At 39.2% G+C, this 14,792-nt stretch carries 17 protein-coding genes; 14 read left to right on the top strand and 3 right to left on the bottom strand.

Annotated elements, in window-relative coordinates; genetic code table 11:
- Window positions 1-54 precede the first annotated feature (54 nt).
- From yidC to lepB, 6 genes are all read left to right on the top strand, one after another.
- Window positions 55-1,848: a membrane protein insertase YidC gene (gene yidC, locus JL001_RS11585; protein WP_200976231.1), complete on the top strand. Its 1,794-nt coding sequence runs from the start codon at window positions 55-57 to the stop codon at window positions 1,846-1,848.
- A gap of 393 nt (window positions 1,849-2,241) precedes the next feature.
- On the top strand, window positions 2,242-3,021 hold the full coding sequence (locus JL001_RS11580; RefSeq protein ID WP_200976230.1) for a ParA family protein: 780 nt from the start codon (window positions 2,242-2,244) through the stop codon (window positions 3,019-3,021).
- Between the two features lie 13 nt (window positions 3,022-3,034).
- Complete coding sequence (locus JL001_RS11575; RefSeq protein ID WP_200976229.1) at window positions 3,035-3,961, top strand: ParB/RepB/Spo0J family partition protein; 927 nt, start codon at window positions 3,035-3,037, stop codon at window positions 3,959-3,961.
- A 121-nt stretch (window positions 3,962-4,082) separates the two neighbouring features.
- Window positions 4,083-4,586 (top strand): DUF5683 domain-containing protein, encoded by a 504-nt coding sequence (locus tag JL001_RS11570; RefSeq protein ID WP_236252973.1) that lies wholly within the window; start codon window positions 4,083-4,085, stop codon window positions 4,584-4,586.
- Between the two features lie 9 nt (window positions 4,587-4,595).
- The gene (gene dapB / locus JL001_RS11565) at window positions 4,596-5,318 is read left to right on the top strand and encodes a 4-hydroxy-tetrahydrodipicolinate reductase (protein ID WP_200976228.1); all 723 of its coding nucleotides are present in this window, start codon (window positions 4,596-4,598) and stop codon (window positions 5,316-5,318) included.
- 19 nt (window positions 5,319-5,337) lie between these two features.
- Entirely contained in the window at window positions 5,338-6,408 is a 1,071-nt protein-coding gene (lepB, locus tag JL001_RS11560) for a signal peptidase I (protein ID WP_200976227.1), read from the top strand.
- Between the two features lie 50 nt (window positions 6,409-6,458).
- Here lepB and ung read toward each other — a convergent pair whose 3' ends face one another.
- On the bottom strand, window positions 6,459-7,121 hold the full coding sequence (gene ung, locus JL001_RS11555; protein WP_200976226.1) for a uracil-DNA glycosylase: 663 nt from the start codon (window positions 7,119-7,121) through the stop codon (window positions 6,459-6,461).
- A 73-nt stretch (window positions 7,122-7,194) separates the two neighbouring features.
- Between ung and apaG the strand changes: the two genes are divergently transcribed.
- Together apaG and JL001_RS11545 are read left to right on the top strand one after the other, a co-directional pair.
- Window positions 7,195-7,581 carry a Co2+/Mg2+ efflux protein ApaG gene (apaG, locus tag JL001_RS11550; protein ID WP_192007587.1) on the top strand — a complete coding sequence of 129 codons (387 nt, stop codon included), beginning with the start codon at window positions 7,195-7,197 and terminating at the stop codon, window positions 7,579-7,581.
- Window positions 7,582-7,585: 4 nt separating this feature from the next.
- Entirely contained in the window at window positions 7,586-8,362 is a 777-nt protein-coding gene (locus JL001_RS11545) for an O-methyltransferase (protein ID WP_200976225.1), read from the top strand.
- Here the strand turns inward: JL001_RS11545 and JL001_RS11540 are convergent.
- Window positions 8,359-8,955, bottom strand: a complete 597-nt coding sequence (locus tag JL001_RS11540) for an SAM-dependent methyltransferase (protein ID WP_200976224.1) — start codon at window positions 8,953-8,955, stop codon at window positions 8,359-8,361. The genes JL001_RS11545 and JL001_RS11540 overlap by 4 nt on opposite strands.
- 44 nt (window positions 8,956-8,999) lie before the next feature.
- Between JL001_RS11540 and JL001_RS11535 the strand changes: the two genes are divergently transcribed.
- From JL001_RS11535 to rplI, 4 genes are all read left to right on the top strand, one after another.
- Window positions 9,000-9,920 (top strand): hypothetical protein, encoded by a 921-nt coding sequence (locus tag JL001_RS11535; RefSeq protein ID WP_200976223.1) that lies wholly within the window; start codon window positions 9,000-9,002, stop codon window positions 9,918-9,920.
- A 209-nt stretch (window positions 9,921-10,129) separates the two neighbouring features.
- Window positions 10,130-10,501 carry a 30S ribosomal protein S6 gene (gene rpsF, locus JL001_RS11530; RefSeq protein ID WP_200976222.1) on the top strand — a complete coding sequence of 124 codons (372 nt, stop codon included), beginning with the start codon at window positions 10,130-10,132 and terminating at the stop codon, window positions 10,499-10,501.
- Entirely contained in the window at window positions 10,498-10,749 is a 252-nt protein-coding gene (gene rpsR / locus JL001_RS11525) for a 30S ribosomal protein S18 (RefSeq protein WP_186756360.1), read from the top strand. Before rpsF ends, rpsR begins: the two co-directional genes overlap by 4 nt.
- A gap of 43 nt (window positions 10,750-10,792) precedes the next feature.
- Entirely contained in the window at window positions 10,793-11,236 is a 444-nt protein-coding gene (rplI, locus tag JL001_RS11520) for a 50S ribosomal protein L9 (RefSeq protein ID WP_200976221.1), read from the top strand.
- Window positions 11,237-11,317: 81 nt separating this feature from the next.
- Here the strand turns inward: rplI and JL001_RS11515 are convergent, their stop codons facing one another.
- The gene (locus JL001_RS11515) at window positions 11,318-11,566 is read right to left on the bottom strand and encodes a hypothetical protein (RefSeq protein ID WP_200976220.1); all 249 of its coding nucleotides are present in this window, start codon (window positions 11,564-11,566) and stop codon (window positions 11,318-11,320) included.
- A gap of 195 nt (window positions 11,567-11,761) precedes the next feature.
- Here JL001_RS11515 and JL001_RS11510 point away from each other — a divergent pair, with 195 nt between their 5' ends.
- Together JL001_RS11510 and JL001_RS11505 are read left to right on the top strand one after the other, a co-directional pair.
- Window positions 11,762-12,739: a GSCFA domain-containing protein gene (locus tag JL001_RS11510; protein ID WP_200976219.1), complete on the top strand. Its 978-nt coding sequence runs from the start codon at window positions 11,762-11,764 to the stop codon at window positions 12,737-12,739.
- 14 nt (window positions 12,740-12,753) lie between these two features.
- On the top strand, window positions 12,754-14,790 hold the full coding sequence (locus tag JL001_RS11505) for a thioredoxin domain-containing protein (RefSeq protein WP_200976218.1): 2,037 nt from the start codon (window positions 12,754-12,756) through the stop codon (window positions 14,788-14,790).
- Window positions 14,791-14,792: the final 2 nt, after the last annotated feature.

The following is a 14,792-nucleotide window of genomic DNA, read 5'->3' as shown; positions in this document are numbered from 1 at the left end:
AGTTTCTGCTTAGCGGCACAATCACCGCTAAGCAGATTTTAGAATTCTAAAATTATGGATAGAAATCAAGCGACAGGTCTAATCCTTTTCGCAGCTGTGCTCCTGATCTACTCTTTTTTCTTCAGTAGTCCAGAGCCAGTAACAGATGAGCAGAACACCACTACTACAGAGGTTCAGTCAACACCAGAATCTCAAGCCAAACCTCAAGAGACCCTTTCTCTTCCTGACAGCATTCAAGCACTTCAAAACCAGCAGCAATTCGGTGAATTCTCTACCGCAGCAAGTGGCAAAGAAGAGATGGTCAGCCTTGAAAATGATTTGGTAAAAATCACTTTCTCTTCAAAAGGTGGTGAGATCAAAAATGTTGAATTAAAGGAATTCAAAACATGGGCCAAAGAGCCACTAATTCTTTTAGACGAGCAAAGTGCCAGCATTGACTATCAGATCCAAACCAGCAAGGGACCGTTAAGCCTTAACCAGTTCTTCTTTACCCCTAGCAAATCTACTACAACAGTAGATGAAACAGCTGCTCAACAATTGACCTTCACGGCAAAAACTGCCTCAGGAAGTATCAAAAGAACTTATACTTTAGCAGACGGTAAATATATTCTTTCTCAAAACATTGCTACATCAGGACTGAACAGCCTTACCGATCAATCCATTACGATCAACTGGCAAGACAAGCTTAAAAGGCAAGAAGCGGATATCAAGGAATCAAGAAGAAAGACCTATATCAACTTCTACACCTCCGAAGGTGATTATGATTACCTAAGCGCATCTTCCGACACGGACCAAGAGCAAGTGGCAAATCCAGTAAAATGGGTAGCATTTAAGCAACGTTTTTTCACTTCAGGTCTAATCGCAGAGAACCAGTTCTCAAGCACCAATCTTGAACAGGTCGTTCCAACAGATACAATGTCAATCAAAGACATGTCTGCCACTTTAGCTTTGGACTTAAACAATGGACAAGCCAATAACAGCTATTATTTTGGACCTAACAATTACAAGATCCTAAAAAAGGTAACTCCTGACTTTGAGAGAAATGTCGATATGGGTTACTTCTTTGTAAGCTGGGTAAACAAATACATCATTGTAAACCTATTCCATGTTTTAGAGAAATTCTTCTCCAATTACGGTATCATCATTGTATTGATCGTGTTGATCATTAAGCTATTCCTTTTCCCATTGACATATAAGTCTTACATAGGAATGGCCAAAATGAGGGTCATCAAGCCTGAAATCGATCAATTGAAAGAGAAATACGGAGATGACCCTACTAAGATGCAGCAGGAGCAAATGAAGCTTTTCGGCCAACTAGGAGTAAGCCCTATCAGTGGCTGTCTACCAATGGTGCTTCAAATGCCTTTCCTATTTGCCATGTTCTTCTTCTTCCCGAACTCCATTGAGTTAAGGCAAGAAAGTTTCCTTTGGGCAAGTGATCTATCCACTTATGATTCCATCATCAATCTGCCTTTTACCATTCCTTTATACGGTAACCATGTCAGCCTTTTCACTTTGTTGATGACTGTATCCCAAATTGTGTATACACGTTTCAATAATCAGCTGACTGCAGCCCAAGGCCCAATGAAGAATTTGGGTTACATCATGCCAGTTACCTTTATGTTTGTCTTGAACTCTTATCCAGCTGCCCTGAGTTTCTATTACTTCGTATCCAACATGGTTACTTTCGGCCAGCAAGCGCTTATCAAACAATTTGTGGATGATGATAAGATTCGTGAGAAAGTTGAAGCAAATAAGAAGAAAAACGCCAATAAAAAGAAATCTAAATTCCAGGCCAGATTGGAAGAAGCCATGAAAGCAGCGGAAAGCAATAAGAAGAAAAAATAAAAATTTCGAGTGATCAAATCATAAAGAGGTGACAATTACCAGTCACCTCTTTTTTTGTGACGAAAATATTATTTTTCACTTATTTCACTTCGTCAAAAACAGTGCAGAAAATTAATAATCAATCAGTTATTAAGTATCCACACCGGGGTGTGGATAACAAACTGTTTCATGTAAAAATTAAACTTATATCTTTGTGTAGCGTGAAATTAACAATTTGGCAGAAATGAATTGATTTGAGTCTTTTTCATTAAAAACCTGATGGTTACAATGAATATTTGGAAATAATGACCGGTAATTCCCTCCGGCTTTGTTACTTTAAAGACTCCAATTGTACTGTTTAGTCATGTTATATGCGTAATTTTGAAATGAAAACCACGATTTGACACCAATGTAATGGGAAAAATAGTAGCTATTGCCAACCAAAAAGGAGGCGTGGGTAAAACCACCACAGCGATGAACCTTGCGGCCAGTTTGGCTGTCTTGGAATTCAAGACGCTGGTAATTGACGCTGACCCTCAAGCCAACACCACATCAGGACTTGGGCAAGACCCCAAAGAAATCGAAACTAGTATTTATGAGTGTATGGTTGATGGCATCGACATCGAAACCATCATCATGAAAACTGACATTGAAAACCTTGATTTGGTTCCGTCTCATATCGACCTGGTGGGAGCTGAAGTGGAAATGATTAACCTGGAAAATCGCGAGGAAAAAATGCGCGAAGTCATCGGGAAAGTTCAAGACCGATATGACTTTATCATCGTTGATTGCTCTCCTTCATTAGGTCTGATCACCATCAATGCCTTAACGGCGGCTGATTCCGTTATCATTCCTGTACAGTGCGAATACTTTGCATTGGAAGGTCTGGGAAAACTACTGAACACCATTAAGATTATTCAAACAAGATTAAACACAGACCTAGAAATAGAAGGCATTTTATTAACCATGTATGATGTGCGTTTGAGACTATCAAACCAAGTAGTGGAAGAAGTGAAAATGCATTTTAAGGACATGGTCTTCAATACAATCATACCAAGAAACGTTAAGTTAGGAGAATCTCCAAGCTTTGGACTTCCTGTAATTGCATTTGATGCTGAAGGTAAAGGCGCTTTGGCTTACCTAAACCTTGCCAATGAAATTGCTGAACGAAACGGTTTGGTTAAAATGAATTAACATACAATAAAATATGGCTGGTAATCAAAAACCCATCAATAGGAAAAAGGCACTGGGAAGAGGCTTGGGTGCATTATTAGAGGATTCTTCTAATCAGAATTCAAAAAAGGAATCACAGGAAACAACTGTGCCGGCCGCAGGAATTCATGAGGTACCCTTGAGTGAAATACAGGTTAATCCTTATCAGCCAAGAACCCACTTTGATAAAGAGGCGCTTCAGGAACTAGCGGATTCTATCATTGTTCAAGGAATCATTCAGCCTATCACGGTCAGAAAATTGGCTGAAGGCGAATACCAGTTGATTTCAGGAGAAAGAAGGTTCCAAGCATCCAAAATTGCTGGACTTGAAAGTGTCCCTGCCTATGTAAGGACAGCCAACGACCAGCAAATGCTGGAAATGGCGTTGATTGAAAACATTCAGCGTGAAAACCTTAATGCTCTGGAAATAGCCCATTCCTACCAGCGGTTGTTGGCGGAATGTGACCTAAAGCAAGAGCAGCTTGGCGACCGAGTGGGCAAAAACAGAACCACGGTCAACAACTACTTGCGTCTCCTTAAACTTCCACCAGATATTCAAGCAGGGATCAGGGACAAAAAAATCTCCATGGGACATGCTAGAGCTTTGATTAATGTAGAAGAGGTAGACAAGCAGTTGGCTATCTATAGAAAGACCATTGAGGAGGAGTTAAGCGTCCGAAAAGTAGAGGCCTTGGTAAAAGCCCTTCACAATGACCCTGAAGAAGAAAAAGTGGAAGCCAGCAAGCCAGAACTTGATCCTGTGAAAAAATATGAATTGGGCAAGCTCCAACAAAAGTTGGCTTCTCATTTAGGCTCAAGAGTTAGCTTAAAAATGGACCACAGGGACAAAGGAGAGATAAAAATACCTTTTGGGTCGGCCGATGACCTGAACAGGATTCTTGAAATTCTAGAAATCATTTAAAGTGAGCATTTACTTTAGGTACCTGATAAATGAACTAAAAAAAGCAATAGTTAGCCATGCAAAAACTATTGCTGTTTTTGTTTTATTACCTTTGCTCCCAAGTTTTAGTTTTGGCCAAGACCTGATCCCCTTAGAAACGGATACTACTGCCCAAAAAGAAATAGTCCTGAAAAAAGAAGCTAAAGACCCTAAAAAGGCAACACTTCTTTCAGCCATTCTTCCTGGAGCAGGTCAGGTTTATAACGAAAAGGCATGGAAAGTACCACTTATTTATGGTGGTATCATTACTAATCTTTACTTTGTGGAGTTTAATAATAGAAGGTATCAATTGTTTAAAGAGGCATTGGAAATCTATCGGGATGATGATGAATCTACTGACAATATCTTCCCTAACCTAAATGAAGATGGTCTGATCAGAAACGTGGACTATTGGAGGCGGAATAGGGATGCCTGTTATTTGATTTTTGGAGCTATCTATGCCTTGAACATCGTTGATGCATTGGTAGATGCCCATCTATCTGGTTTTGATGTGTCTGATGACCTGACTTTAAAACTTGAACCGTCTGTAGAATCACTCTATGCCAGTGGCAACTCTATAGGACTATCATTGAAATTAAAATTTTAATTACCAAAAATGAATATATTGATTTTAGGGTATGGCAAAATGGGCAAGATCATTTCTGAAATTGCTCAAGAAAGAGGCCATACCATTGCTGGGAAAATTGATGAATCCAACATCAACCTTTTAGATGAACTGGACACAAATAAAATCGACGTGGCCATTGAATTCAGTCAACCTGACGCTGCTGTAAAAAACCTTAGCTGGGCTATTAAAAATCAAATACCTGTTGTCTGTGGCACCACTGGATGGTTGGACAAAAAACCTGAAATCGAACGCTTGACCTTATCCAATGGCAGCGCTTTATTCTATGCTTCCAATTACAGTATTGGGGTAAATATATTTTTCAAGGTTAGCCGATTCCTGGCCAAGATGATGAATGACCAGCCTGACTATGCCGTGAAAATGGAAGAGATTCATCATACAGAGAAAAAAGATGCTCCCAGCGGTACAGCCATCACCTTAGCAGAAGATATTATCGATCGGGTAAACCGAGTAAAACGTTGGAATCTGGACACAGATACGGACGGAAATGAACACTCCTTACCCATTACAGCAAAAAGAATTGACCCGGCTCCCGGCACTCATATTGTCACATATCATTCAGAAATCGATGATATTGAGATCAAACATACTGCCCACAGCAGGAAGGGTTTTGCACTTGGCGCAGTTTTAGTAGCCGAATGGATCAAGGATAAGAAAGGGGTCTTGTCGATGGATGACTTCCTTAGCTTTTAATTAATCATTGTCAAAAAACATGAGTTCAGAAAAAAAGAAAAAAGGCCCCGTTAGAGAATGGATGGACGCCTTGGTTTTCGCGGTCATAGCCGCCAGCTTAATCCGTTGGTTATTTTTAGAACCATTCACCATTCCAACGGCCTCAATGGAGCGCTCTCTTCTGGTTGGGGATTTCTTATTTGTAAGTAAAATGCATTACGGAACCAGGACGCCACAAACGCTTCTTCAGGTCCCGCTTACACATCAAAAAATCTGGGGAACAGAGATCCCATCCTATTCGGATGCTATCCAACTTCCTTATTACAGGCTTCCTGGCTTCACTTCTGTAAAAAGAAATGACGTGGTAGTCTTCAATTACCCAGATGAATTTGAGCATCCCGTTGACCTAAAGACCAATTACATTAAAAGAGCTGTAGGTATATCTGGTGATGTAATTGAAATAGTAGACACTCAGTTAATTGTCAATGGGGAAACGGCAGAGAACCCTGAAGAAATGCAGTTTTCTTATGATGTCATCCCAAACAGAATGCTCAACGCAGACTTCTTTGCTGAGTATGACATCAACCAAGATTCCTTTCACCCCTACAATGGCATGTACGTGGTGTTCACCACTCCTCAATCGGCTGAGCGCTTGGCAAAATCCCCTGTGATCAAAGAGGTGAAAATCAGGACTTATGAAAAAGGCAATGGAGATCCAGACATTCATCCTGATGGTGCTTTTTATGGCTGGAACAGGGATAATTTTGGACCGTTGACCGTGCCTGCAGAGGGCTGGACCATTGACCTCACTGAAGATAATGTAAGAAGATATGCTTTTACCATCAAACATTATGAAGGGATTGATGATCTTCGTATTGAAGGAAATGAGATTTTCATCAATGGCGAAAAGCAGGAAACCTATACCTTCAAGCAAAATTATTACTTCATGATGGGAGACAATAGACACGACTCCTTGGATTCCAGATTTTGGGGTTTTGTACCTGAAGACCATATCGTCGGAAAAGCATGGTTCTTATGGCTTTCTCTTGACAAGCATAAAAGCATGTTCAGTAGTATCCGCTGGAATAGGTTCTTTAAAGGAATTCATTAATCAGAAAACACATACGAAAAAGGGACTCAAAATTTTGAGTCCCTTTTTCATTACCATTGAATTTCCTGCAATCCTTTTTCCTTCAAATAAGCATTAGTTTTACTGAAATGTCCACAACCCAAAAACCCCCTGTGGGCTGAAAGGGGGCTCGGATGAGGCGCATATAACTTCAAATGTTTCGCATCAGATATAAATGCAGCTTTTTTCTTGGCATAAGCTCCCCACAACATAAACACCAAACCTTCCTTTTCTTCTGCTAGTTTTCGGATCACCGCATCCGTAAATTCTTCCCATCCTCTTTTTTGGTGAGAACCTGCTTTGTGGGCCTCCACCGTCAGTGTAGCATTCAAAAGCAATACCCCTTGCTTTGCCCAGCGCTCCAAATTACCATGGGCAGGAACTGGAACATTTAAATCACTCTTAAGCTCCTTAAAGATATTCATCAGCGAAGGAGGAAACGGAATGCCTTCCTGCACCGAAAAGGACAGGCCATGAGCTTGTCCAGGCCCATGATAAGGGTCTTGCCCTAAAACCACCACTTTTACCTGATCAAATGGACACTGCTCAAAAGCATTGAAAATATCGCTTCCTTTAGGGTAAATATGCTTGTTTTGATATTCACTTTTTACAAAATTCACCAGTGACTCAAAATAGGGCTTATCAAACTCATCAGCTAGTTTTTCCTTCCAGCCTCCGTTTATTTTAACGTTCATTTAATTTATTTCTCTTGAGAATTCATAATAAACCCTTAATTTCGAACAAAAATCCTGTTAGACAAAGTTTTTAATGGTTACTGCAATCACCCAAGGAATAAAGGTAAGCGTAGAGGCTACATATCAGGCGGAATACAGTAGTCCGCACCAGCACCACTATGTATTCACCTACAAAGTCACCATCGAAAACAATAGCTCCCACACGGTCCAACTTCTAAAAAGAAAATGGGAAGTATATGATGCAGGACAAAGCATCAAGCTTGTCGAAGGAGATGGAGTCGTAGGGCAACAACCCATACTCGAACCAGGAAAGTCCCATCAATATGTTTCAGGCTGTAACCTTAGCTCTGGCCTAGGAAAAATGAATGGGCAATACTTTATGGAGCGCATCCAAGATGGAACCATCATTGAAGTACAAATACCGGAATTCCAACTCATTTCAGACATCTTCCATAATTAACATTTTGTTAGAAAAGATTTACCCACTATTGGCATACCTGAAGTACTTTCTCAGGAAGGAGGATAGACATTCTTTGCAATCACCGTTTTCCTTTAAAGTATACGAAGGGTTAAAAAAAAACCTTAAAACAAATGATGATACGGAATTAAAAGCCCTAAGAAAACAACTACTTCAAAACCACAAAAAAATAACCATTCAGGATTTCGGGGCTGGCTCCATACATTTAAAAGAGCCCATCAGAAGAATTTCAGGTATAACCCGACACAGCACCAGTTCATCCAAATTCTCAAAACTCTATCAATACTTTTGCTCCTTAACGCCAGCACAAACAGTAATTGAGTTAGGCACTTGTGTAGGAATTAACACCTGCTATTTGGCCAAGACAACTAAGGGGAAGCTCTATACTTTTGAAGGGGCAGAAGAATTGGCAAAAGTTGCCCAAAACACTTTTTCTAATTTCTCCAATGTCTCTTTGCTAATTGGCCAAATCGAAATTACGTTGCCAGAATTTCTGAAGCGGCCAAACAAATTAGACTTTGTGTTGATTGATGCCCATCATGCTTACGAGCCTACCTTGACATTTTGGGAACAGATAACTCCCTTCTTAAATGAAGATAGTATAGTCGCTATTGGAGACATTCATCGCTCCAAGGGAATGGAACAAGCTTGGCAAACCATCAAAGACTCCCCTTCAGTCACTATGAGCATGGACTTTTATGAATGTGGTGTCCTGTTTTTCAAAAAAGGCCTAAAGAAAAACCATTATATACTCCACTATTAAACTAAACTCTTCCTTCTTGCTTTGAAAAACAATTCATTCCCAGCTCTAGGAGGAATAGAATTATAGCACCTTTCCATTGTCACAATTTCCAACTCTTGGCCAAACACTTCCAGGTAGTCTTTCTTAGCTCCTCCAAATGGCGGCCCATCCTTTTCAAATTCAACATCAAACAGCACTCCAACCAGTCTCCCACTAGGTTTAAGCAGTTCAGTCATTTTTTTGACGTAATCATTTCGTAAATTAGGTTTCAAGGCACAAAAGAAAGTTTGTTCCAATATCAGATCATACTGACCTTGATGCCCAAAGAAATTTTCATGGTGAATGTGCTCTTTGGGAAATTCAGGAAAGCGTTCCCTAAACTGCTTTAAAGGAGGTTCTGCAAAATCTAAAATATGAACATTCTTAAACCCTTTTTTATGCGCATACACAGCCTCATGGGCATTTCCTGCACCCGGAACGAGTATCTCCAATCCATGGTTTACAATTTGGTCTAAATATTGCTTTAGGGGAATAGTTGCTTCTCCTACATCCCAACCTGTGTTTTGGTCGAGATACCTGGAAGTCCAATAGTTTTCATCTAATGCCTGAGACATATATTAAAATTATTATTTGAATTTTGTTCTAATATTCAATCACTATGAGTACTAATATACCTGAAGAGAAATCTTCCCGAAACGAAAAAGGGAAAAACATTTTGATCATTGTACTGATTTTGCTTGTCATTTTCAGTGGTGTCAAACTGTATCTTGACAGTGTCGACAAAACCCAAAAAACAGAAGAAATCCTTATTCTTTCAGAGGAAAATAACAACCTTAATTTGAGAATTGATTCAATGGCTTATCAACTAGACCTACGGATCAATGAAATCAAAAAGCTGGGCGGAAATGTTGACTCCCTTGTGGTCCTTAAGGAACAACTACTCCAAGAAAGAAACACAGAAAGAAACCGCAGTGCGGCAGAGATTTCCGCTCTAAACAAAAAAATAGATAGCTTCTCCGGTGTATTGACAGAAAAGGATCAGGAGATCACCAGGCTTAAACAAGTCAATGAGCAACTATTTACCGAAAACCAAGACCTAAAAACTTCGAAAGCCGAAATTGAAGATTCTATTGTGCAGCTCAACCTGAAGCAAGAAGAATTGGAGGAAAAGGTAAACATTGCCCAGAAGCTTCATGCGGAAAATATTGTAGTAGCAGCGGTTAACAATAAAGGACGTGAAAGGGAAGGATCCTTTAGAAACAGACAATTGGAAAAACTGAAAATCTCATTTGACATATCTGAAAACAAGGTAGCAGAACCAGGCACTAAGGATATTTATGTTCAGGTAGTTGCTCCCAACAATCAAGTCATCTTTGACATCGCAAAAGGGTCGGGCACCTTTTCCATTGATGGAAGAGAGGAGTTTTATACCGCTAAACAGGATATCCTCTTTGACAACACTAAAAAGCGTTTGATCTATTTATATCAAAAAGAAACTGAATACCCAGAAGGTGTATACGAGGTAAAAATCTATTCTGAAGGGTTTAACATAGGCAATAAATCATTTGAAATAAAATAACTGATTTTTTGAGTTTGACATATTGGATTCAATCAAACACCTGTGGATATCTTTATCCATGGGTGTTTTGCTTTTAGCGTTTTGGTCTATCCATAAGCCCCTACTATCCTGACTCCTTGTCTTTAAAAAAGGACGGCCTTTTTTGATTAATTGAAATAAACCCTTAATTTTGCGGTCTGTTTAAATAATTATAGCTAAACAATTATCAAATGTTCCAGAAAAATTATGAAACGGTATTCATTTTAACTCCCGTTTTGTCTGATGTTCAGATGAAGGATACCGTAGACAAGTTTGTAAACTTGTTAAAAGAAGAGGGAGCAGACATTATCAATGTTGAAAACTGGGGTCTTAAGAAGCTAGCTTACCCAATCGAGAAGAAAAGCACTGGTTTTTACGTTCTAGTAGAATTCAAGAGCGAGCCTACTTTGATCAAGAAGTTCGAGCTTGAAATGAGAAGAGACGAGAAAGTGATGCGTTTCTTGACTACTGCTCTTGACAAGCATGCAATTGCTTATGCAGAGAGAAGAAGAAAAGGAGAATTCAACAAAAAATCTGAAGTAAAAGAGGAGGCTGCAAAATGACACTTAAGAACGAACCAATCAACAGAGAGCAGAATAAGAAGAAGTACTGCCGATTCAGAAAATTAGGCATCAAGTACATCGACTATAAAGATCCTAACTTCTTATTGAAGTTTGTGAATGAGCAAGGTAAAATCCTTCCAAGAAGACTTACTGGAAACTCTGCGAAATACCAGAGAAAAGTGGCTAACGCCATCAAAAAAGCAAGACATTTGGCCTTGTTACCTTATGTAACTGACGGACTGAAATAATCCGGCCCTGTTCTATTCAAATATATTAAATTAGACAACTACAATGGACGTTATCTTAAAAACAGACATAAAAGGACTTGGCTATAAAAACGACTTAGTTGCTGTAAAACCTGGATATGGAAGAAATTACCTTATCCCTCAGGGTTTTGCTGTATTGGCCACAGCTTCCAACAAGAGAATTCTTGAAGAAAATATCAAGCAAGCAGCTCACAAAGCTGAAAAAATCAAAACTGAAGCTGAGGAACTAGCGGCTAAAATCGAAGGAATTTCCCTAGAGATCAAAGCTAAAATCGGTGATTCAGGTAAAATCTTCGGTAAAGTTACTACCCTTCAGATTTCTGACGCTCTTGCAGCTAAAGGTGTTGAGGTTGATAGAAAGAAAATCGCTATCAGCACTCCAGTAACTGGAGCAGGTGAATACCAAGCAGAAGTTGACCTTCACAGAGAAGTTAAAACTGAAGTTAAATTTGTAGTAGTAGCTGAATAATCTCAGCTTATTACAAGTGAACATAGTTTAAGGCTATCCATTAATTGGATAGCCTTATTTTTTTGCACAAAAAGTAAAAAATTACGCAGCAGCAACCTTCTCCAAGTCTTCCAAAAGTTTCTTGGAAACTGCCCTACTGTTTTTTTCTTTCTCAGCCTTCAAAGCTCCTAAGGCCAAAAAACTTTTTTCAATCAATCCAACAGGATTACTGTCAAAACGGTAGCTTCCTAAACACCACTCCAATTCTGACACTAATTGATTCTCAATTTTTAATTTCTGTAGTTTCTCTACAGTAGCTTCTACTGTTTTCTCTAAAGTAAATGGTTTCATAGCATGAATGGTTATTAAAACTTCTAACTGTCTGTAAGTCAATAAAAATAGACTAATCAAACCAAAACCTCAACATATCATTAGTAATTTTCACATATTAATAATAAACAATACACTTTATTAACACTTAAATAAATTATAACTCCCTAATACTTCTAAAACTGATCATTGCTTCAATTTTATTAATTTAGCTTCATGCAATTACGGACCAATTTTGATATCCCAACCTACCACACTCCTATTAACTATGACAAGACAATTGTCACCGTTGGCTCTTGCTTTTCAACTGTCATAGGCAATAAACTTTTGGAAAGAAAATTTGAAGTATTGAACAATCCCTTCGGCACCATATTCAATCCTTTGTCTCTATTTACCTTACTGCAAAACTCCATTGCAGGTCAAAATCTACCTCACGAAATGGTTATTGATTTTCAGGGGAGGCATTTGCATTATGGCTGTCATTCCGAAATTTCAGCTTCTTCTAAAACTGGCTTGATGAATAAAATTCGAAAATCCATCGAAAAGACAGCTTTGGCACTCTCTCATGCTTCCCATTTAACCATCACCCTAGGCACAACCCATGTCTATGACCACTTACAGTTGAACCAAACAGTGGCTAACTGCCATAAGCAACCTGCTAAACTATTCAAAAAGAGATCATTGGATATACCGGAGATGAGGTCCGCTTTTGAGGCATTGTACGCACCTTTGATTACTATCAATCCTAATTTAAATATTATTTTAACGGTAAGTCCAGTGAGACATATCAAGGATGGAATCCCTGAAAACCAATACAGTAAATCCCTTTTACGGGTTTTCTGTCATGAACTTGAAACTTCCTTTAAAAATGTCAGCTACTTCCCCAGTTATGAGATCATGTTGGATGAACTCAGGGATTACCGCTTTTACAAGGAAGACATGATTCATCCCAGTCCCCAAGCTGAGCAATATATTTGGGAGAAGTTTTCTAAAAGCTTTCTGACTAATGACACTCAAAAAACAATTTTGAAGATAGAAGAAATTATCAGATCACTATCTCATAAACCTTTTAACCCATCTGGAGAAAGCCATCAAGCCTTTTTGAAAAAGCTGCTTCAAAAAATGGAACAAATGACACCTAAGATTGATTTTACTAGTGAAGTCAATTTCGTAAAATCGCAAATTCTTTCATAAACCAAATGTCCCCCATGACCAAACAGGCCAATCAACTTATAAAAAGCCAAAGCCCCTATTTATTACAACATGCATACAATCCTGTCAATTGGTACCCTTGGGGACCTGAAGCTTTAGCAAAAGCCAAGGCAGAAAACAAACCAATTTTAGTATCCATAGGTTATTCTGCTTGCCATTGGTGTCATGTCATGGAACATGAAAGTTTTGAGGATGAAGCAACAGCTGCCATCATGAATGAGCATTTTATTTCAATTAAAATAGATAGGGAAGAGCGGCCAGACTTGGATAATATCTACATGGATGCGGTACAGGCGATGGGACTTCAAGGTGGCTGGCCACTCAATGTATTTCTGATGCCCAATCAAAAGCCATTTTATGGCGGAACTTATTTCCCTAACACCAATTGGAAAGGCTTGCTCCAAAACATTGCGGAGGCTTATGACAAGCATTTTGATGACCTTTCCAAAAGCGCTGAAGGTTTTGGCAATAGCTTAAAACAGAAAGAAAAAGACAAGTATAATTTATCCTCTAGTGATAATGAACTATCCCCAAATGAGTTGGTCCTGATCTCTGATAAAATTGAAAGTCAAATGGATGATCAGTGGGGAGGGATGAAGAGAGTACCCAAGTTTCCTATGCCATCGATCTGGAACTTCTTGTTGGATTATGCACAACTAAAATCCAATCTTTCACTGAAAGAGAAAGTAGTCTTTACCCTAAAAAAGATAGGCATGGGAGGAATATATGACCATCTGGCCGGAGGTTTTTCAAGATATTCTGTGGATGGCGAATGGTTTGCTCCCCATTTCGAAAAAATGCTTTATGATAATGGCCAACTTCTGAGTCTTTATTCAAAAGCTTACCAAAACAGTAAAGCCCCTCTTTTCAAGGAAAAGATAGTAGAAACAATTCATTGGCTGAAATCTGAAATGCTCGAAAAAGACGGTGGATTTTTTGCGGCTTTGGACGCGGACAGTGAAGGTGAAGAAGGTAAGTTCTACACCTGGACCTTTGATGAATTGGAGGCTCTGCTGGAGGAAGGAGAAGAATGGTTTTATGAACTATACAATACAAGTAAAAACGGCAATTGGGAAAATGGCGTAAACATCCTCTTTCAAACTTCTTCCTATGAAGAAGTCGCCTCAAAATTCGGGTTGACCACGAAAGAACTCATAGAAAAAGTTACTTTCACCAAACAAAGACTTCTTTCACTCCGAAATATGAGGATCAGGCCAGGGTTGGACGACAAAATCCTTTCTGGATGGAATGGGCTAGTCATTTCAGGCTTAGTTCAAGCTTACTGGGCCACCAACTCCGATGAAGCCAAAAGCATGGCTCTCCAGAATGGAGAATTTCTTCTGGACAAAATGCTTAGGGAAAACCAACTTTACCGTTCTTACAAGAACGGGACTGCCTACACTCCAGCTTTCCTCGAGGATTATGCTGCGGTGATACAGGGTTTCATTCATTTATATCAGCTAACTTTTGATGAAAAATGGATCCTTAAAGCTAGAGCTTTGACTGACTTTACTCTTGAACATTTTCTTGATCATGAAGAAGGTTTATTCTATTTCAACAACCCAGATTCAGAAGAGTTAATTGCGAATAAAAAAGAGATATTTGACAATGTAATTCCTTCATCCAATTCCATGATGGCCAGCAATCTTCATTTTCTGAGCCTATATTTTTATCATGAGCCGTACAGCAAACTTTCCGATCAGCTATTAGGCCTGATCCGCACCACTTTAATCAAGGAGCCAGGCTTCTTAACCAATTGGGCAAGTGTATATCTTTCAAAGCTTGTTCCTACTCCTGAAATTGCCATTGTAGGAAAAGGAGCTAAAGAACTAGCCCTTCAACTCCAACAAAATTATTCGGGACACAAAGTCATGGCAGTCAGTGAAACTACGGATTCCGGCCTCCCTCTTTTGGAACATAAGGTGGCAGATCCCAAAGGAAATGCTTTAATTTACGTCTGCTTTAACAAAGCATGCCAACAGCCAGTAAGTACGGCAGAGGCAGCCATCAAACAATTCCCAAAACTAGCATAAGA

The organism is Echinicola sp. 20G, from assembly GCF_015533855.1.
Taxonomy (GTDB): Bacteria; Bacteroidota; Bacteroidia; order Cytophagales; family Cyclobacteriaceae; genus Echinicola.
Note: the sequence above shows the minus strand (reverse complement) of the source record. Positions and strands in the feature narration are given on the sequence as shown.

Coding starts and splice junctions, on each gene's coding strand:
- yidC (WP_200976231.1), top strand. CDS start 55: ATGGATAGAAATCAAGCGACAGGTCTAATCCTTTTCGCAGCTGTGCTC.
- JL001_RS11505 (WP_200976218.1), top strand. CDS start 12,754: ATGACCAAACAGGCCAATCAACTTATAAAAAGCCAAAGCCCCTATTTA.
- ung (WP_200976226.1), bottom strand. CDS start 7,121: ATGAACGTTAAAATAAACGGAGGCTGGAAGGAAAAACTAGCTGATGAG.
- rpsR (WP_186756360.1), top strand. CDS start 10,498: ATGACACTTAAGAACGAACCAATCAACAGAGAGCAGAATAAGAAGAAG.
- JL001_RS11540 (WP_200976224.1), bottom strand. CDS start 8,955: ATGTCTCAGGCATTAGATGAAAACTATTGGACTTCCAGGTATCTCGAC.
- JL001_RS11575 (WP_200976229.1), top strand. CDS start 3,035: ATGGCTGGTAATCAAAAACCCATCAATAGGAAAAAGGCACTGGGAAGA.
- JL001_RS11535 (WP_200976223.1), top strand. CDS start 9,000: ATGAGTACTAATATACCTGAAGAGAAATCTTCCCGAAACGAAAAAGGG.
- rplI (WP_200976221.1), top strand. CDS start 10,793: ATGGACGTTATCTTAAAAACAGACATAAAAGGACTTGGCTATAAAAAC.
- rpsF (WP_200976222.1), top strand. CDS start 10,130: ATGTTCCAGAAAAATTATGAAACGGTATTCATTTTAACTCCCGTTTTG.
- dapB (WP_200976228.1), top strand. CDS start 4,596: ATGAATATATTGATTTTAGGGTATGGCAAAATGGGCAAGATCATTTCT.
- lepB (WP_200976227.1), top strand. CDS start 5,338: ATGAGTTCAGAAAAAAAGAAAAAAGGCCCCGTTAGAGAATGGATGGAC.
- apaG (WP_192007587.1), top strand. CDS start 7,195: ATGGTTACTGCAATCACCCAAGGAATAAAGGTAAGCGTAGAGGCTACA.
- JL001_RS11580 (WP_200976230.1), top strand. CDS start 2,242: ATGGGAAAAATAGTAGCTATTGCCAACCAAAAAGGAGGCGTGGGTAAA.
- JL001_RS11515 (WP_200976220.1), bottom strand. CDS start 11,566: ATGAAACCATTTACTTTAGAGAAAACAGTAGAAGCTACTGTAGAGAAA.
- JL001_RS11510 (WP_200976219.1), top strand. CDS start 11,762: ATGCAATTACGGACCAATTTTGATATCCCAACCTACCACACTCCTATT.